This is a genomic window from Stenotrophomonas sp. 05L413, assembly GCF_056397945.1.
Genome location: NZ_JBFTOL010000003.1, coordinates 139,723 through 157,937, shown reverse-complemented (window position 1 = coordinate 157,937; position 18,215 = coordinate 139,723). Strand labels below are relative to the sequence as shown.

Genomic DNA, 18,215 nt, shown 5'->3' with positions numbered 1-18,215 from the left:
TTGGCGCGGCCGGCCAGTGGCCGCACGCAGCCGTAGTGCCGGCCGCTGGCCGGCAACCCGGACAAACCGACCGCCGGCGCGCACGTGCGCGATAATCCTCCGCATGAGCATCCCCGAACTCACCCCGGCGCAGGCCCGTGAACGGCTCGCCCACGGCGCGCTGCTGATCGACATTCGTGAGGCACACGAACGTGCCACCGGCATGGCCGAAGGCGCGCTCGGCATCGCCCAGGGCGATCTCCAGGCCGAAGCCGGCACGCACCTGCCGGCCATCGACCGCGAGGTCGCCCTGATCTGCCAGAGCGGCAAGCGCTCGATGCAGGCCGCGGCTTTCCTGGCCGGCCTCGGCTACACCCGCATCGCCTCCGTGCACGGTGGCACCACCGCGTGGCGCGCCGACGGCTTGCCGCTGGTGCAGCCGATGCAGAGTGATGCCGAGCGTGACTTCAACGAGCGGTACTCGCGTCATCTGCTGCTGCCGCAGGTGGGTGTCCAGGGCCAGAAGACGCTGCTCGCCTCACGCGTGCTGGTACTCGGCGCCGGCGGCCTCGGTGCACCGGCCAGCTTCTACCTGGCCGCGGCCGGGGTAGGGCACCTGCGCATCGCTGACGACGATGTGGTCGACCGCAGCAACCTGCACCGGCAGATCATCCATACCGATGCCAGCGTCGGCGAGCCCAAGGTGCTCTCCGCCCGCGCGCGCCTGCTCGCCCTCAATCCCTCGCTGGATGTGGAGGCCGTGCAGACGCGGGTCACCTCGGACAACATCGATGCGCTGCTCGAGGGGGTCGACGTGGTGCTGGATGGCTCGGACAATTTCCCGCTGCGTTATCTGCTCAACGATGCCTGCCTCCAGCACGGCATCCCGATGGTGTATGGCGCGGTGGAGCGCTTTACCGGCCAGGTCAGTGTGTTCGATGCCGGTCGCCAGCGCGGCACCGCGCCTTGCTACCGCTGCCTGTTCCCCGAGCCGCCGCCGCCCGAGTTCGCGCCCAACTGCTCGGAGGCCGGTGTGCTCGGCGTGCTGCCGGGCATGGTCGGCCTGCTGCAGGCCACCGAAGTGCTCAAGCTGCTGCTCGGCATCGGCGAGCCACTGATCGGCCGCCTGCTGACCTTCGATGCGCTGGGCATGCGCTTCCGCGAGACGCGGCTGCGTCCGGATCCGGCCTGTCCGCTCTGCGCGCCCGGGCGCGCGTTCCCCGGGTACATCGATTACGCCGCGTTCTGCAGCGGCTGAGGGGTCGGGTTCCGGTGTCGTTATGGCGGCGATTTCGGGACGATGTGGCGTCCAGATTCAAAATCGTTCTGAATTCAGCACGATAAAACGCAGCATCCGCGCTATTGCCCTTCACCGCTTTGCCCTATCGTTGACCCATCTTATGTAGTCCGGGGAAACAACCGCATGGCGGTGGAAGCAGGTGCCAGTGAACTGGTGAAAGTGGTCGCCCTGCTGGGTGCGGCAGTGGTCATGGTGCCGCTGTTCCGCCGGCTCGGGCTGGGCTCGGTGCTGGGCTATTTCGCCGCGGGCCTGGCCATCGGCCCGTTCGGGTTCGGCTGGTTCTCCGATCCGCAGGCCATCCTGCATACCGCCGAGCTGGGCGTGGTGATGTTCCTGTTCGTGATCGGCCTGGAGATGCGGCCCTCGCACCTGTGGAGTCTGCGCAACGAGATCTTCGGCCTGGGCACGCTGCAGATCGTGGTCTGCGGCGCGGTGCTGACCGGCGTGTGCATGCTGCTCGGCTTCCCGTTGCCGGTGGCCTTCATCGGCGCCGCCGGGTTCGTGTTGACCTCCACCGCAGTGGTGATGCAACTGCTCGCCGAACGTGGCGACATCGCGCTGCCGACCGGCCAGAAGATCGTCTCGATCCTGCTGTTCGAAGATCTGCTGATCGTGCCGCTGTTGGCTGTGGTCGCGTTCATGGCGCCGGTGCACAGCGACGCGGGCGAGAGCTCGCGCTGGGTCACCGTGGGCATCGCCGCCGGTGCGATCGTCGGCCTGGTGCTGGTCGGCCGCTTCCTGCTCAATCCGCTGTTCCGCATCCTTGCCGCCGCCAAAGCGCGCGAGGTGATGACGGCCGCTGCCCTGCTGGTCGTGCTCGGCGCCGCGCTGCTGATGCAGCTGGGCGGGCTGTCGATGGCGATGGGTGCGTTCCTCGCGGGCGTGCTGCTCAGCGAATCCACCTTCCGCCACCAGATTGAAGCGGACATCGAGCCGTTCCGCGGCATCCTGCTCGGCCTGTTCTTCCTCAGCGTCGGTATGGCGCTGGACCTCACCGTGGTCGCCAACAACTGGCCGCTGATCGTCTCCGGCGTATTCGCGCTGATGTTTGCCAAGGCAATCTGCATCTACGTGGTCGCGCGCATCCTCGGCAGTGATCATCGCCAGGCGCTGGACCGTGGCGTGGTAATGGCGCAGGGCGGCGAGTTCGCCTTCGTGCTGTTCTCCGCCGCGGCGGTGGCGGGTGTGATCGACGTGCAGGTCAACGCCAACCTCACCGCGATCGTGGTGCTTTCGATGGCACTGACACCGCTGTTCGTGCTGCTGCACGACAAGCTGATGCCGGACCGTGAAGTCTCACTCGATGGCGTCGAAGAAGCCGACGGCCTGTCCGGCAGCGTGCTGCTGATCGGCTTTGGTCGCTTCGGCCAGGTGGCGAGTCAGTCGCTGCTGGCGCGCGATGTGGATGTGACCATCATCGACAACGACATCGAGATGATCCAGAGCGCCGAGAAGTTCGGCTTCAAGATCTACTACGGCGATGGCACGCGTCTGGATGTGCTGCATGCTTCCGGCGCGGGTGTCGCGCGGGCGATCGCGGTGTGCGTCAACGACAGTGCGCAGGCCGATCGCATCGTCGAACTGGTCGCGCACGAATTCCCGCAGGCCAAGCTGCTGGTGCGCTCGTTCGATCGCGAACACTCACTGCGCCTGATACACGCCGGTGTCGATTTCCAGATCCGCGAAACCTTTGAATCCGCGGTGGCCTTCGGTGAGGCTGCGCTGATCGAGCTCGGCCTGGACGAAGAAGATGCCGCGACCATCGCGCGCGAAATCCGCCGCCGCGATGCCGAGCGTTTCGAGCTGGAAATGGCCGGTGGTGGGCTGATCGCCGGGGCGCATATGGTCTACGGCAGTTCCCTGCCGGGCGTGCCGACGCCCACGCCGTTCACCGCGCCCAAGCGCAAGGCGCGCACGCTCAACGCGGATGAGTTGCCCGAAGAGGAATAAGGCTTCGGTAGTGCCGGCCGCTGGCCGGCAACCCGATAGGGCCGGCCGATATGCCGGTGTCGGCGGGCATGACCGGTGTCCGCCACGGGCCGAATCAGGGACAATAGACGACCGTCGCCCCCACGCCTGCCGCCCTCGATGAGCTCACCGACTTCCGACACCGCTTCTTCCGCCCGCATTCTCGACGGCCGCCGCATCGCCGAAGACCTGCTGGACAGCCTCAAGGTCCGGGTTGATGCCCGCCTGGCTGCCGGTGGCAGCCGTCCGGGCCTGGCCGTGGTGCTGGTGGGTGGCGACCCGGCCTCGACCGTGTACGTGCGCAACAAGCGCCGCGCGGCCGAGAAAGTGGGTATCGAAGCCTTTGATTACGATCTGCCGGCCGGGACCACCGAGGCCGAGCTGCTGACGTTGATCGACCAGCTGAACGCCGATCCGAAGATCCACGGCATCCTGGTCCAGCTGCCGCTGCCGGGCATCCCGGACGCCAATCGCCTGATCCACCGCATCGACCCGCGCAAGGACGTGGACGGCTTCCACCCGGAAAACGTCGGCCATCTGGCCCTGCGTGAGTTCGGCCTGCGCCCGTGCACGCCGCGTGGCATCGTGACCCTGCTGGGCCACACCGACCAGCCGGTGCGTGGCCGCAATGCCACCATCGTCGGCGTCAGCAACCATGTGGGCCGCCCGATGGGACTGGAGCTGCTGATTGCCGGCTGCACCGTGACCAGCTGCCACAAGTTCACCCCCAAGGACGTGCTGGAGCAGTCGGTGCGCAACGCCGACATCCTGGTGGTCGCGGTGGGCCGCCCGGGCATCGTCCCGGGTGAATGGGTCAAGCCGGGCGCGGTGGTGATCGAGGCCGCCAACCCCGTAGCGCCGCCGAAGGATCATGAGGAGCCGGCCAGCGGCCGGCACTACCGCGGGTTGGCTTTGGCGGCATTCTCGGCTGCCTTCCACCGTCCTGAACCGACGTTTGCCGGCGCGACACAGCGTCGCACCTGCCCCCTGCCAATGACGCCCGAATCAGGGTAAAATGTCGCGCTTCCCCACATCTCGGGTATGCCGATGCTGCGCATCCAGGCTGAAGCTCTCACCTACGACGACGTCTCCCTCGTCCCCGCTCATTCCATCATCCTGCCCAAGGATGTCAGTCTGGAAACGCGCCTGACGCGCGACCTGCGGCTGAAGCTTCCGATCCTCTCGGCTGCCATGGATACCGTCACCGAAGCCCGCCTGGCCATCGCCATGGCCCAGCTCGGCGGCATGGGCATCATCCACAAGAATCTGAGCGTCGAGCAGCAGGCTGCCGAAGTGGCCAAGGTCAAGAAGTTCGAGGCCGGCGTCATCCGCGACCCGATCACCGTCGGCCCGGAAACCACCATCCGCGACGTGCTGGCCCTGACCCAGGCGCGCAACATCTCCGGTGTGCCGGTAGTGGACGGCGGCGGCCAGCTGGTCGGCATCGTCACCCACCGTGACATGCGCTTCGAGACCGAGCTGGACGATCCGGTCCGCCACATCATGACCAAGAAGGATCGCCTGATCACGGTCAAGGAAGGCGCGGCCTCCGATGAAGTGCTGCAGCTGCTGCACCGCAACCGCATCGAGAAGATCCTGGTCGTCAACGATGAGTTCGCCCTGCGCGGCCTGATCACCGTCAAGGACATCCAGAAGAACACCGACTACCCCAATGCCGCCAAGGACACCGCCACCCGCCTGCTGGTCGGCGCGGCCGTCGGCGTCGGTGGTGATACCGACCGCCGGGTCGAGGCGCTGGTCGCCGCCGGGGTGGACGTGCTGGTGGTCGACACCGCGCACGGCCACTCGCAGGGCGTGCTGGACCGCGTCAGCTGGGTCAAGAAGCACTTCCCGCAGGTGCAGGTCGTCGGTGGCAACATCTGCACCGGTGAAGCCGCACTGGCACTGCTGGACAGCGGCGCGGACGCGGTCAAGGTCGGCATCGGCCCGGGCTCGATCTGCACCACGCGCGTCGTCGCCGGTGTCGGCGTGCCGCAGATCACCGCGATCGACCTGGTCGCCGAAGCGCTGCAGGACCGCATCCCGCTGATCGCCGACGGTGGCATTCGCTACTCGGGCGACATCGGCAAGGCGCTCGCCGCCGGTGCCTCCACCATCATGATCGGTGGCCTGCTGGCCGGTACCGAGGAATCGCCCGGCGAGACCGAGCTGTTCCAGGGCCGCTCCTACAAGAGCTACCGCGGCATGGGCTCGCTGGCCGCGATGGAGAAGGGGTCCAAGGACCGCTACTTCCAGGACGCCTCCAGCGCCGACAAGCTGGTGCCCGAAGGCATCGAAGGCCGCGTGCCGTATCGCGGCCCGGTCGGCGGCATCATCCACCAGCTGATGGGCGGTCTGCGCGCCACCATGGGCTATGTGGGCTGCGGCACCGTCGATGACATGCGCACCAAGCCGAAGTTCGTCAAGATCAGCGGCGCCGGCCAACGTGAGAGCCACGTCCACGACGTGCAGATCACCAAAGAGCCGCCGAACTACCGCGCCTGATGCGGCATGAGCAAAGAGGAACGAGGAAGCTGATTCCCGTTCCTCTTTCTCTATCCGCCGCCGGTAACGACGCTGTGTTTCCCGTATTTACTCCTGCATTGCCCGGGCACCATGACCAACATCCATAACGACAAGATCCTCATCCTCGATTTCGGCGCCCAGTACACCCAGCTGATCGCGCGCCGCATCCGCGAGCTCGGCGTGTACTGCGAGATCTGGGCATGGGACCACAACCCGGCCGACATCGCCGCGTTCGGCGCCAAGGGCATCATCCTGTCCGGTGGCCCGGAATCGACCACGCTGCCGGGCGCGCCTGCCGCGCCGCAGGAAGTGTTCGACAGCGGCCTGCCGATCTTCGGCATCTGCTACGGCATGCAGACCCTCGCCGCCCAGCTCGGCGGTGCCACCGAAGCGGCCGACCAGCGTGAGTTCGGCCATGCCGAAGTCAACGTCGTCGCCCCGGACGCGCTGTTCAAGGGGCTGAGCGACCACGGCGGCGAGCCGAAGTTGAACGTCTGGATGAGCCACGGCGACCACGTCTCCGTCGCGCCCCCGGGCTTCACCGTCACCGCAGTGACCGATCGCATCCCGGTGGCCGCGATGGCGAACGAAGAGAAGCGCTGGTACGGCGTGCAGTTCCACCCGGAAGTGACCCACACCCTGCAGGGCCAGGCGCTGCTGCGCCGCTTCGTGGTGGACGTGTGCGGCTGCGAAACCCTGTGGACCGCCGCCAACATCATCGACGACCAGATCGCCCGCGTGCGCGAGCTGGTGGGCGATGACGAAGTGATCCTGGGCCTGTCCGGCGGCGTCGATTCGTCTGTCGTGGCCGCGCTGCTGCACAAGGCGATCGGCGACAAGCTGACCTGCGTGTTCGTCGATACCGGCCTGCTGCGCTGGCAGGAAGGCGACCAGGTGATGGCGATGTTCGCCGAGCACATGGGCGTCAAGGTGATCCGCGTCAACGCGGCCGACCGCTACTTCAGCAAGCTCGAAGGCGTGAGCGACCCGGAAGCCAAGCGCAAGATCATCGGCAATCTGTTTGTGGATATCTTCGATGAAGAGTCCACCAAGCTGAAGAACGCCAAGTGGCTGGCGCAGGGCACCATCTACCCCGACGTGATCGAGTCGGCCGGCAGCAAGACCGGCAAGGCCCACGTGATCAAGAGCCACCACAACGTGGGCGGCTTGCCCGAGCACATGAAGCTGGGCCTGGTCGAGCCGCTGCGTGAGCTATTCAAGGACGAAGTGCGTCGCCTCGGCGTTGAGCTCGGCCTGCCGCGCAGCATGGTCTACCGCCACCCGTTCCCGGGCCCGGGCCTGGGTGTGCGCATCCTCGGCGAAGTGAAGCGCGAATACGCCGAGCTGCTGGCCAAGGCCGATGCCATCTTCATCGACGAACTGCGCAAGGCCGATCTGTACGACAAGACCAGCCAGGCGTTCGCCGTGTTCCTGCCGGTGAAGTCGGTGGGCGTGGTGGGTGATGCGCGGGCGTATGAGTGGGTGATTGCGCTGCGCGCGGTGGAGACCATCGATTTCATGACGGCGCATTGGGCGCACCTGCCGTATGAATTCCTGGGTACGGTGAGTAACCGGATCATCAATGAGCTGCGGGGGGTGTCGAGGGTGGTCTATGACATCTCGGGGAAGCCGCCGGCTACTATTGAGTGGGAGTGAGTTGAAGAACGAGGGCGCCGAGAGGCGCCCTTGTTGTTTGTGGTGGGCCTGTATGGCCTCTGTCTAGGACTTCGTAGTCCACCCAGCACCCTGTACGTCAGACAATTTCAGGCGCACCCGGATTCGAGAGTGAAGAGTGCGCTGCGAACAGCGTGAGCTCCGTATAGGATATGACGAATGGACGCGCAGCGGCGCTTAGGGGGAAGGATGAGTTCCGAATGGAGTGGGAAGAGGCTGGTAAACCATTTACGAGCATCAATCAGTCATGGACGTGGACGTGGTGCACTTGAACATGTAAGAACCGTTGCGCATCCTTCGCAGTACAGAGTTCTCATTGCGACTGCATATCGAGTCCCTAATCGTAGCCGATACCCACTGCTCCCGGGATTTAGGCAGAAGTCGCGCGAAATATTATCTTTCACTCCATTTCGTGCGCTTGATTTAAAGCGCGAACTTGAGTGGGCTGCGGCGATTCTTGAGCGAAATGAATCCAAGGTTGTCGATTTCTTGCAGCAATTGGTAGGGATGCAAAACTGTGTCTGTAATGGTGATGATGCTGCGGCGCTAAGAATACTGGCTGAAATTCAAGAGAAGTACGGCTATTCGGGTTGGGCAATTCAGTCCAAGATCGCCCTTCTACAAATTACAGAAGGCCAAGAGGCACAAAAAAGCTACGCTTCGGACATTGTCAGTGAAAATAGTGGGCTGCTACTTGGCATCGCCCACTTGGCCAGTCAGCGTAACGAAGTGCCCGTTGGAATTTCGGGATTCAAGTATCGTGCAAGTGAGACCATTGGCAGCTGGGATGTTCCGCATGCTTGGCGCACATACCTCCGCTACGCGCTTCTTGGGGATATTCCAGAGAATGAGGCCGGCGCAGTCGATCTCCTTACAACCGTGTGTTCGGGTACTTGTATCGACTTGGCCGTCACCCTGTCTGATCTGATGGCAATAAACCGTTCCCTCTACGAGAGTGCTAATCCAGCGGCAACTAAGCGAATCGAAGGAATTTTTGCGAAAGTTAATGTTGGTAATCGTGATGTGCTAAGGGGTGTATTAGCACAGGCGAGGAGTGGGGACGGTGGGGCTCCATCGGGAGGTGGCGCTATTGGGAAAGTTGTGAGCTGCTTGGCTGCGGTGCTGAACAGAAATTTTGATGCTGCTGAGCGAAGTGACGAACTCGACAAACTATGCACTAACTTCGGTTTCCTGCCGTTGTTTAGGGTGATTGGGAGTTTTTCAAAGAAATTGACGGGCGAAAAAGTTCCCAAACTGTCAGATTTAAAGTACGAGGCTTCTTTAAGGCTGCGAAGGCCGCTGCCTTTTTGGGGCGGCTCTAACCCCGCGCATTCGGAAAGCGAGGCGGCAATCGATCGGCTTGAAGAGAGCTGGAAGAATGCCGACTTCGATGCAGCCACACGAGCGTGCGAAGAGCTTTCCGGAGGCGACTCGTTCGACTTTGTAATTGCAGCCAAGGCTCGCTATGCGATCGGACTTGCTTGCGGCGATTGGCAGGCCGCCGCTCTAACTGCAGTTTCTTGTGTGGCGAAGCTACCTGGATCGCGCTACGAGTTTAGTTTTTCGGAGGTAATCGATGGTAAATCATGGGGTGAGCTGAAGACTTCTGAGCATCCTATGGTTACGGCTATCGCCGCATGTTATGCAGTGCGCGAGCTGCCTGCAGGGCGAGATGCGCAAAGGCTTCATAGGCATTTGCAACAACTCGCACTTCAAGTTCTAAGGAAAATTAAGGTTTCTCACTTTTCTGAACTTTTCTTGGACGAGATGACTCCTATCCAAAAGCAATTTCTCTCAGATGTTTGTACGCCTGACGTTATTGAGGTGAACATCAATCTTGGTAGCTCGAGAGCTCTCTTTGCTGAACGGATGAAGATATGCCAGCAACTTGTGAGGCAGGACCCTGGCGCAGCAACGAAGTACCTGGAGGAAATTCGTCAGATTACATACACCGTCGAGCTGGAGGAGGGTATTCGAAACTTCGATAGCAGCCGGTTGTTTGTTAATGAGGCGGCCATACAGGAATGGGGGGCGAAATCGCTCGCGGAAGATTATTCCCGATATCGACTTCTCCAAGATGCATCCCTTCCAGAGCTAGAGAATATCCAAGCGGCGGCTGTCTTCGTCTTGAATGACAGGGAATCCCCCCTTCCGCAGGCACTTCTTGATCAACCTAAGACAGAGGCTGATCGCTTGCTGTTGGATCTAGCTCAGCGGGTTCTGCGTGAATTTCTCTACGGTGCCACGTCAGGACTGAACGCGTATTTGAGTCTGAGGATCCGGCACGGGAGTCTGGCTGGACACCTGCGTGGACCATTGGAAGAGTCTGGTGCCATTGCTCTGAGAGATTCGACGAGCGGGGTCTATCAGTCTATTTCGACATGGTCGGGAATAATTTTTCATCTCCCAACACGCACCGGCAGTCTAATTAATAAAGAATTTGATGATTTTTCGCGGCGATTTGACGAGAGAGTTGCCTATTTCATAGAAGAGATTTTGCAGATAAGAAGTGATTCCAAGCCGCTAGGGGTTTTTGATCTCCAAGTGTCTACTGTTTTACTCAATCTCTTGAAGGCGTCAACTTCCGAAATTGAGGAGGCGTATGAATTTGTCGAGGCTTGCACTAGCAACTTCAAGAGTGCCCTTGCTCCTGCGATGATGAAGATAAAGACCCATCTGCAAGACATTAAGGATGAGACCGGGAGGGATGTGGATAGGCTCTTGGAGCATATACAGTCCGAGTCCTCAGATGGAGCGATATCGCCAATTCTCGATTCTATCAACAGAGGTCGTACGAATTTCAACTTTGCTGCTGACAGAGTGTCAGACTGGTTCTCTTCGATTGATCGAGCTGAGCACGAGAGGCACTACTCGATCGACCAGGTCATTCGGATAGGCGAAAATCTTACGAGGAATACTAGGCCCTACTTTTCGCCGGATCTAAAAATCCATTTGATTGGAGAGTTGCCGAGGTTTGCTCCTCAGTTTGGTGCGTTCTTGATTGCTGACGCAATGTTCATTGCTCTGGATAATGCGTATCTTCATTCGAAGATAGATGGTCGTATTTCTATAGATGTAAGGGTGGAGTTGTTTGAGGGAAAACTCCTTGTCTTCGATGTTGTGAATGATGTTTCGGATGATGCGGCTACGCCTCAAGCACTTGAGAAGCTGGAGAGAATTCGAGCTCAGCTCGATTCTGGTGAGTACAAGGGGATGGTGTCGGGCGAAGGTGGCACAGGACTATTCAAGTTGAGGAGGCTGACGGACCGCTCAGGTGGCGGCGGTGACCTCTCCTTCGGGTTTGATGGTGATCGATTTAAAGTCAAATTTGGAATTCCCATCCGGTCCATCGAAGTGGAAGAGGACCAGTGATGAGGAAAATTCTTATAGTTGAAGATGATGAATTCAAACTGGAAAGCATCGCCAAGTGCGTGTCTTCAAGGATGCCTGATATAGTGCTGGTATTTGCCAGATCAATCGTCAGTTCGCTTCGTGAAATTGAGTTGGATCAGGCAATCGAGTTCGTGATCTTGGATATGTCCCTGCCTACTTACGACGTTGGGTCTGATGAGTCTGGAGGTCGTCCCCAAGGGTTCGGTGGGCTCACCGTGATGCAGCATCTGGATGCATTGGAGAGGCGAATTCCAGTTCTCGTGGTGACCCAATTTCTCAGCTTTGAAGAAGGTGATGAGATCCTTGAGGTAGAGGATTTGAAACGGGCCTTGGTGGATGATTATGCCGATCTCTTTGTCGGTCTGGTTCAGTACAGTGGCGGGTCAAGTAACTGGAAGGATGAGTTGATGATGAGGCTTGAGTCGGTGGTGCGCCAATGAAGAGTTTGAGTATTCTTATTGTTGAAGATAATTCGGAGAAGCTTGGCAAGGTCGAGGCGGCCATTAAATCTGCTGGTATCGTGTTCAGCTGCGATGTGGCGGAAACGATAATTAGTGCGAAGCAGTTTGTTGTGGCTAAGCAGTATGATTTGCTCATCCTCGATCTTTCTCTCCCAAATTATCCTGGCGAGGCGGAGCGTGAAGACGCAGGTGCAAATTTCCTGAGAGAAGTTCAGGACTATGATATCTATCATCCTCCGAAGTACGTCATTGGCGTAACCGCTTTTGAAGAACTTTCCGATAAATACGGAGACAAATTTTCTGAAAGGTTCTGGAGAGTTATAACCGTCGAATCTGGGAGCGATAGCTGGTCTAGGGAGATAACTTCGTTCGTGCAGCATCTCGGCAGGGTCATCTCAAAGGATGATGCCCAGGCGGTAGTGGATGTAGTGGTGATCACAGCGCTTTCAGATGAATTTGATAAAATATTGTCCCTTCCATTTGGTTGGTCCAGTCCAATGGAGCTGGATGACCAGATCTACTATAGGCTCGGCACTGTTGTTTCTGGCGGGCAGTCTATTTCTGTGGCTGCCATTTGCTCGCTCCGGATGGGACCAGTCCCTGCTGCAACGCTTGGCTGCAAAGCCATGGCTCATTTGAGGCCTCGCGTCATCGGGATGACAGGGATATGCGCAGGGGTAAAAGGCCAAGCAAATTTAGGCGACATTGTTGCTGCGACGGAAGTCTTTAGCTGGGAGTCTGGGAAGTTGATTGCAGATTCCGATAATCCTTTTTTGCCAGAGCCCGTTTCTGTAAGTATTGCTGAAATTGTCGTTGCGAAGGTCCAGCAAATCCAGAGTGACAGCAACTGGCTTGATCAAGTTCGTCGTGAGTACGGCGGGCAAGCTCCGGTAAATGCGCTTCAGATTGTTTCTGGGCCGATTGCCACCGGAGGGCCGGTTGTGTCGGACACCGAGATTGTTGAGCGAATTAGGAAGATAAACAGAAAGACTGTTGGCATAGAGATGGAAGCGTTTGGATTGCTTTTCGCGGCACGGTCTTGGCGAGCGTCGCCGCCGCTGCTTTTTTGTTTCAAGGCTGTCTCTGACTTTGCTAATAGTGATAAGGACGACAGCGTCAGGCACTACGCGTCTTATGTAAGTGCGCGTCTTTTTGGGGAAATGCTGATACGGTTTGGTGGTGTCCTATTGCCGCCGCGATAGGGTATGTCCGCTTTCGTATAGAAGTTTCTTTTGATTGGCGTCAATTTCCAGCCGGCCCGTGCGAGGTATCCGGCGACCTGATAGAGCCGCCCGGCGTCGGTCAGGTCTGCGGGCCGGGCGGTCCGTTGCTCCGGTTGCCTGCCTAGTCGTGCTTCAATACGAATGACCGCGCGACTCAACCCTGAGAGGGGGGGGCAGCGCCACCGCGGCTTGGAACCGCTAGCTGATCACCGGGCAGAATCCGGCGTCGGTGCTGGAGGTGGGGCAACGGTTGGTCGAGCGGCTGAAGATTGAAAAGAACTCTGCGCTGGCTTCCAGCAGCAACCAGAACTAGGTGCCTAGCAGACGATGATCGCACCACGCGGCAGAGATCGGTACCACGCGAGACGCACCTCTGATCCCAGAAAACGAACGGCCCGCAATGCGGGCCGTTCGTCGTCCATCAAACCCACACACCCTCAGATATGCAACGCATGCCCCAGCGCACGCAGCGCCGCTTCCTGCACCGCCTCACCCAGCGTCGGGTGCGGATGGATCGTGCCGGCGATGTCTTCCAGCGTGGCGCCCATCTCAATCGACTGCACGAAGGCGATGGACAGTTCCGAGACCTGCACGCCCACGGCCTGCCAGCCGAGGATGCGGTGGTCACTGCTGCGTGCGACGACGCGCACGAAGCCATCGGTGGATTCCAGCGACATCGCACGGCCATTGGCCGCGAACGGGAACAGCGCGACCTTGGTCTCGACGCCCTGGGCCTTGGCTTCGTCCGGCGACAGCCCGACCACCACGATTTCCGGATCGGTGAAGCACACCGCCGGAATCGCGGCCGGCACGAAGTGGCGCTTCTTGCCGCTGACGATCTCGGCCACCAGTTCGCCCTGCGCCATCGCGCGGTGCGCGAGCATCGGCTCACCGGCGACATCGCCGATCGCCCACACGTTGCGCATCGAGGTCTTGCACTGGTCGTCGATCTTGATCGCCTTGCCGGTCAGATCCAGCTGCAGCGATTCCAGATGGAAGCCGTCGGTCTTCGGGCGACGGCCCACCGCGACCAGGATCTGGTCGGCGTCCAGCGCGATTTCGTTACCGTCCTTGTCACGCACGCGCAGCTGGCCGTTGTCGGCCAGGCCGAGCACGCTGTGCCCGGTCAGCAGCTTCACGCCGGACTTCTCCAGGTGCGTGGCCACCGGCTTGGTCAGCTCGGCGTCGTAGGCCGGCAGGATGCGCTCCTGGGCCTCGACCACGGTGACTTCGCAGCCCAGCTTGCGGTACACGGTGCCCAGCTCCAGGCCGATGTAGCCGCCACCGACGACGATCAACTGCTTCGGCAGCGCGGTCGGCGAGAGGGCTTCGGTGGAGGAGATGACCTTGCCACCGAACGGCAGGAACGGCAGTTGCACCGGCACCGAGCCGGTGGCCAGCAGCAGGTGCTCGCAGGTGATGCGCAGCGTGCCGCCGTCTTCCGCGGCACCGGCGATCTCGACGGTCTTGCCGTCGACGATCGTGGCCCAGCCCTTGATCAGCTGCGCGCCGTTCTTCTTCAGTAGTGCGCTGACGCCACCGGTGAGCTTCTTGACGATGCCGGCCTTCCACGCGACGGTCTTGGCCAGATCCAGCGACGGTGCCTGCACGCTGATGCCCAGCGGCGAGGTGCCCGCCGCGTACGCGGTGACCTTGGCGAATTCCTCGGCGGCATGGATCAGCGCCTTGGACGGGATGCAGCCGATGTTGAGGCAGGTGCCACCCGGATTGACGCCCTCGACCACGATGGTCTTGACGCCGAGCTGGCCGGCGCGGATGCCGGCGATGTAACCGCCGGGACCGCCGCCGATGATCAGCAACTGGGTTTGAAGGGTATTGGACATCGCTTACTCCACGAACAGCAGGGCCGGGGTTTCCAGGCGCGTACGGATCGCCTGCACGAACTCGGCCGCATCCATGCCATCGACGATGCGATGGTCGAACGAAGACGACAGATTCATCAGCTTGCGGGCCACCACCTGGCCCTCGCGGAACATCGGGCGTTCGATGATGCGGTTCACACCGACGATCGCCACTTCCGGATGGTTGATGATCGGTGTCGACACCACACCGCCGACCGCACCGAGGCTGCTGATGGTGATGGTCGAGCCGGACAGCTCCTCACGCGTTGCTTTGCCCACGCGCACGGCATTGGCCAGGCGCGCGATTTCGGTGGCGGTCTGCCACAGATCCAGCGATTCGGCATGCGCGACCACCGGCACCGACAGGCCGACCTCGCTCTGGGTCGCGATGCCCAGCTGCACACCCTCGTAGCGGGTCACGATGTTGGCCTGGTCGTCGAAGCGGGCGTTCATCTGCGGGAAGTCGCGTGCGGCCAGCACCACCGCGCGTGCCAGCAGCGGCAGCAGGGTCAGCTTGCCGCGCTCCTTGGCCCAACGTTCGTTGAGCTTGGCGCGCAGGGCTTCCACTTCGGTGACGTCGATTTCTTCCACATAGGTGATATGCGGAATGGTCGTCCAGGACTGCTGCATCTTCTGCGCGATCTTGCGGCGCAGGCCGATGATCGGCACCTGCTGCTCGCCGGTGCGGCGCGCGTAGCTGCTGCCACCGGCACTGCCGCCGACCGGCTGCGCCTTGCCACCGGCGGCGGCGTAGGCATCCAGATCGGCCTGCAGGATGCGCCCGCCCGGGCCGGTAGCCGGCACGTAGCGCAGCTCGACACCCAGGTCCCAGGCGCGGCGGCGCACGGCCGGCGAGGCCAGGGGGGCTTCACCGGCGTTGAGCACGCCGTTGGTCACCGCGCCACGCGCGTCCTGCTTGGCGGCGCAGGCGGGGGCGGAGGCAGCGGCGACCTTGGCGGGCGCCGCGGCCGGTGCAGCCTCGGCGGCGGCCGCAGGTGCAGCAGCAGGCGCAGCCGCCTTGGGCGCAGCCACCGGTTCGGCCGGCGTGGCAGCAGCCGGTGCACTGGCGGCACTCGCATTGCCGGCGCCTTCCACTTCCAGGCGGATCAGCTCGCTGCCGACGGCCATCATCTGGCCGGGCTTGCCGCCCAGCGAGACCACGGTGCCTGACACGGGGGAGGGGATCTCGACCATGGCCTTGTCGGTCATGACCTCGGCCACGACCTGGTCTTCGGCGACCGGGCCACCGACCTCGACCTTCCAGGTGATCAGTTCGACTTCGGCGATACCTTCACCGATGTCCGGCATCTTGATGACGTGATGTCCCATGGTTCAGTCCTCCAGCACGCGCTGCATTGCATCGATGACCCGGGACGGACCCGGGAAGTAGTCCCATTCCTGCGCGTGCGGATACGGGGTGTCCCAGCCGGTAACGCGTTCCACCGGTGCCTGCAGGTGGTAGAAGCAGTGCTCCTGCACCAGCGCGACCAGTTCGGCGCCGAAGCCGCAGGTGCGGGTGGCTTCGTGCAGCACGATGCAGCGGCCGGTCTTCTTGACCGAGTTGACGATGGCGTCCAGATCCAGCGGCCACAGGCTGCGCAGGTCGATCACTTCGGCGTCGATCCCGGCATCTTCGGCGGCGGCCTTGGCCACCCACACGGTGGTGCCGTAGGTGATGATCGTCAGTGCCTTGCCTTCGCGGGCGATGGCGGCCTTGTCCAGCGGTACGTTGTAGTAGCCCTCCGGCACCAGGTTGTCCGGGTACTTGGACCACGCGGTGACCGGGCGGTCGTGGTGACCGTCGAACGGGCCGTTGTACAGGCGCTTGGGCTCCAGGAAGATCACCGGATCGTCGTTCTCGATCGAGGCGATCAGCAGGCCCTTGGCGTCGTACGGGTTGGACGGCATGACCGTGCGCAGGCCAGTGGCGTGCGCAAAGATCGCCTCCGGGCTCTGGCTGTGGGTCTGGCCACCGTAGATGCCGCCGCCACACGGGGTGCGGAACACCAGCGAGGAGGTGAAGCTGCCACCGGAGCGATAGCGCATGCGCGCCGCTTCGGAGACGATCTGGTCGTAGGCCGGGTAGATGTAATCAGCGAACTGGATTTCGGCGACCGGGCGCAGGCCGTAGGCAGCCATGCCGATCGCCGCGCCGGCGATCCCGTTTTCGGAAATCGGCGCATCGAACACGCGCTGCTTGCCGTACTTGGTCTGCAGGCCATCGGTGCAGCGGAACACGCCGCCGAAGTAGCCCACGTCCTGGCCGAAGACCACCACGTTGTCGTCGCGTTCCAGCATCACGTCCATCGCCGAGCGCAGCGCCTGGATCATGGTCATCGGCGTGCCGCCGGTGTTGTTCTGTTCAATCCCGCTCATGGTGTTCAGACTCCCAACTGCTGACGCTGGCGACGGAGATGTTCGGGCATGTCCTTGTAGACGTCTTCGAACATGAGGGCCGCGCCGGGACGGTTGTCGCTGCCGAGCAACCCGTGGGTTTCGGCTTCCTTGAGGGCACGCAGGACCTCGGCATCCAGTTCGGTGCGCAGTTCGTCGTGCTGCTGCTCGCTCCACAGGCCGCGCTTGATCAGGTGCTGCTTCAGGCGGTCGATCGGATCGCCGAGCGGGAACTGCTGGGCATCATCGGCCGGGCGGTACTTGGAGGGATCATCCGAGGTCGAATGCGGGCCGGCGCGGTAGGTGACCCACTCGATCAGGGTCGGGCCCAGGTTGCTGCGGGCGCGTTCGGCGGCCCAGCGCGAGGCGGCGTATACGGCCAGCAGATCGTTGCCGTCCACACGCAGCGACGGAATCCCGTAGCCCACGCCGCGCGCGGCGAAGGTGGTGTTCTCACCGCCGGCGATGGCCTGGAAGGTGGAAATCGCCCACTGGTTGTTGACCACGTTGAGCACGACCGGGGCGCGGTACACGTGCGCGAAGGTCAGCGCGGCGTGGAAGTCGCCTTCGGCGGTCGCGCCATCACCCACCCATGCGGTGGCGATGCGGGTGTCGCCCTTGATCGCCGAAGCCATCGCCCAGCCCACGGCCTGGATGTACTGGGTGGTCAGGTTGCCGGAGATCGAGAAGAAGCCGTAGTCCTTGTACGAGTACATGATCGGCAGCTGGCGGCCCTTCAGCGGGTCGGCCGCGTTGGACAGCACCTGGCAGATCATGTCGACCAGCGAGACCTGCTTGGTGATCAGGATGCCCTGCTGGCGGTAGGTCGGGAACTGCATGTCGTCATCGCGCAGCGCCAGGGTCTGGCCGACGGCGATGGCTTCTTCACCCAGGCACTGGATGTAGAACGAGGTCTTCTTCTGGCGCTGGGCGATCAGCAGGCGGGCGTCGTAGGCGCGCGTCTTGAGCATGGCGTGCATCGCACGCAGCAGCACCGCGTCGTCGATGTCGGCAGCCCAGGGGCCCACGGCGTCGCCGTTGTCATCCAGCACGCGGATCAGCTGGCCGGTCATCGGCGCGGTCTGGCTGGCGCTCACATCCACGGGCGGCTTGTCGACCGCGCCGGCGGGGCTCAGCTTCAGATAGGAAAAGTCGGTGGCCTGGCCGGGACGGGCGCTGGGCTCGGGCACGTGCAAACGCAACGGTTCACTCGTGGCGGGAATCTGGGGTGATGACATGTCAGGGGCCTCGCTGGGCTTGGGTCATGGAGCTACAGGCATACCGCAGGCGGGGGGCAACGGTAATGGCGATGTTGGCGCGCCGACATCCGGTCAGGATCTCGTCGCGAAGCGGGTAAGGACCAGCGCTTGCAAGGCGGCTGGGGCCATGGCGCATTGCACCCAGTGTGAAGTCTAGAGGCACAGCGGCTTATCGT

Annotated in this window: 11 protein-coding genes and 1 pseudogene; 8 read left to right on the top strand and 4 right to left on the bottom strand. The window is 62.0% G+C overall.

What is annotated here, in order from left to right; genetic code table 11:
- Positions 1-103 precede the first annotated feature (103 nt).
- The 8 genes and pseudogenes from moeB to AC1DIQ_RS07290 all read left to right on the top strand — a co-directional run bounded on the left by moeB (position 104) and on the right by AC1DIQ_RS07290 (position 12,503).
- Positions 104-1,237: a molybdopterin-synthase adenylyltransferase MoeB gene (gene moeB, locus AC1DIQ_RS07325; RefSeq protein ID WP_478049756.1), complete on the top strand. Its 1,134-nt coding sequence runs from the start codon at positions 104-106 to the stop codon at positions 1,235-1,237.
- 165 nt (positions 1,238-1,402) lie between these two features.
- Positions 1,403-3,229 carry a monovalent cation:proton antiporter-2 (CPA2) family protein gene (locus AC1DIQ_RS07320; RefSeq protein ID WP_121042164.1) on the top strand — a complete coding sequence of 609 codons (1,827 nt, stop codon included), beginning with the start codon at positions 1,403-1,405 and terminating at the stop codon, positions 3,227-3,229.
- A gap of 138 nt (positions 3,230-3,367) precedes the next feature.
- Positions 3,368-4,087: pseudogene (locus AC1DIQ_RS07315) on the top strand (tetrahydrofolate dehydrogenase/cyclohydrolase catalytic domain-containing protein); the annotation flags it as partial.
- A 207-nt stretch (positions 4,088-4,294) separates the two neighbouring features.
- The gene (guaB, locus tag AC1DIQ_RS07310; protein ID WP_176989807.1) at positions 4,295-5,752 is read left to right on the top strand and encodes an IMP dehydrogenase; all 1,458 of its coding nucleotides are present in this window, start codon (positions 4,295-4,297) and stop codon (positions 5,750-5,752) included.
- Positions 5,753-5,863: 111 nt separating this feature from the next.
- Entirely contained in the window at positions 5,864-7,429 is a 1,566-nt protein-coding gene (gene guaA / locus AC1DIQ_RS07305) for a glutamine-hydrolyzing GMP synthase (RefSeq protein ID WP_176989808.1), read from the top strand.
- 177 nt (positions 7,430-7,606) lie between these two features.
- The gene (locus AC1DIQ_RS07300) at positions 7,607-10,819 is read left to right on the top strand and encodes a hypothetical protein (RefSeq protein WP_478049755.1); all 3,213 of its coding nucleotides are present in this window, start codon (positions 7,607-7,609) and stop codon (positions 10,817-10,819) included.
- Positions 10,819-11,280: a response regulator gene (locus AC1DIQ_RS07295; protein ID WP_478049754.1), complete on the top strand. Its 462-nt coding sequence runs from the start codon at positions 10,819-10,821 to the stop codon at positions 11,278-11,280. Before AC1DIQ_RS07300 ends, AC1DIQ_RS07295 begins: the two co-directional genes overlap by 1 nt.
- The gene (locus AC1DIQ_RS07290) at positions 11,277-12,503 is read left to right on the top strand and encodes a phosphorylase family protein (RefSeq protein WP_478049753.1); all 1,227 of its coding nucleotides are present in this window, start codon (positions 11,277-11,279) and stop codon (positions 12,501-12,503) included. Before AC1DIQ_RS07295 ends, AC1DIQ_RS07290 begins: the two co-directional genes overlap by 4 nt.
- A 458-nt stretch (positions 12,504-12,961) precedes the next feature.
- Here the strand turns inward: AC1DIQ_RS07290 and lpdA are convergent, their stop codons facing one another.
- The 4 genes from lpdA to AC1DIQ_RS07270 are packed head-to-tail and all read right to left on the bottom strand — an operon-like array spanning position 12,962 to position 18,018.
- The gene (lpdA, locus tag AC1DIQ_RS07285) at positions 12,962-14,368 is read right to left on the bottom strand and encodes a dihydrolipoyl dehydrogenase (RefSeq protein WP_478049752.1); all 1,407 of its coding nucleotides are present in this window, start codon (positions 14,366-14,368) and stop codon (positions 12,962-12,964) included.
- A gap of 3 nt (positions 14,369-14,371) precedes the next feature.
- Positions 14,372-15,715, bottom strand: a complete 1,344-nt coding sequence (locus AC1DIQ_RS07280) for a dihydrolipoamide acetyltransferase family protein (protein ID WP_478049751.1) — start codon at positions 15,713-15,715, stop codon at positions 14,372-14,374.
- Positions 15,716-15,718: 3 nt separating this feature from the next.
- The gene (locus AC1DIQ_RS07275; protein ID WP_070427218.1) at positions 15,719-16,762 is read right to left on the bottom strand and encodes an alpha-ketoacid dehydrogenase subunit beta; all 1,044 of its coding nucleotides are present in this window, start codon (positions 16,760-16,762) and stop codon (positions 15,719-15,721) included.
- Positions 16,763-16,767: 5 nt separating this feature from the next.
- Positions 16,768-18,018, bottom strand: coding sequence for a thiamine pyrophosphate-dependent enzyme (locus AC1DIQ_RS07270; RefSeq protein WP_478049750.1), 1,251 nt, complete (start codon positions 18,016-18,018; stop codon positions 16,768-16,770).
- Between the last annotated feature and the right edge of the window lie 197 nt (positions 18,019-18,215).

Coding starts and splice junctions, on each gene's coding strand:
- moeB (WP_478049756.1), top strand. CDS start 104: ATGAGCATCCCCGAACTCACCCCGGCGCAGGCCCGTGAACGGCTCGCC.
- AC1DIQ_RS07320 (WP_121042164.1), top strand. CDS start 1,403: ATGGCGGTGGAAGCAGGTGCCAGTGAACTGGTGAAAGTGGTCGCCCTG.
- guaB (WP_176989807.1), top strand. CDS start 4,295: ATGCTGCGCATCCAGGCTGAAGCTCTCACCTACGACGACGTCTCCCTC.
- guaA (WP_176989808.1), top strand. CDS start 5,864: ATGACCAACATCCATAACGACAAGATCCTCATCCTCGATTTCGGCGCC.
- AC1DIQ_RS07300 (WP_478049755.1), top strand. CDS start 7,607: ATGGACGCGCAGCGGCGCTTAGGGGGAAGGATGAGTTCCGAATGGAGT.
- AC1DIQ_RS07295 (WP_478049754.1), top strand. CDS start 10,819: ATGAGGAAAATTCTTATAGTTGAAGATGATGAATTCAAACTGGAAAGC.
- AC1DIQ_RS07290 (WP_478049753.1), top strand. CDS start 11,277: ATGAAGAGTTTGAGTATTCTTATTGTTGAAGATAATTCGGAGAAGCTT.
- lpdA (WP_478049752.1), bottom strand. CDS start 14,368: ATGTCCAATACCCTTCAAACCCAGTTGCTGATCATCGGCGGCGGTCCC.
- AC1DIQ_RS07280 (WP_478049751.1), bottom strand. CDS start 15,715: ATGGGACATCACGTCATCAAGATGCCGGACATCGGTGAAGGTATCGCC.
- AC1DIQ_RS07275 (WP_070427218.1), bottom strand. CDS start 16,762: ATGAGCGGGATTGAACAGAACAACACCGGCGGCACGCCGATGACCATG.
- AC1DIQ_RS07270 (WP_478049750.1), bottom strand. CDS start 18,018: ATGTCATCACCCCAGATTCCCGCCACGAGTGAACCGTTGCGTTTGCAC.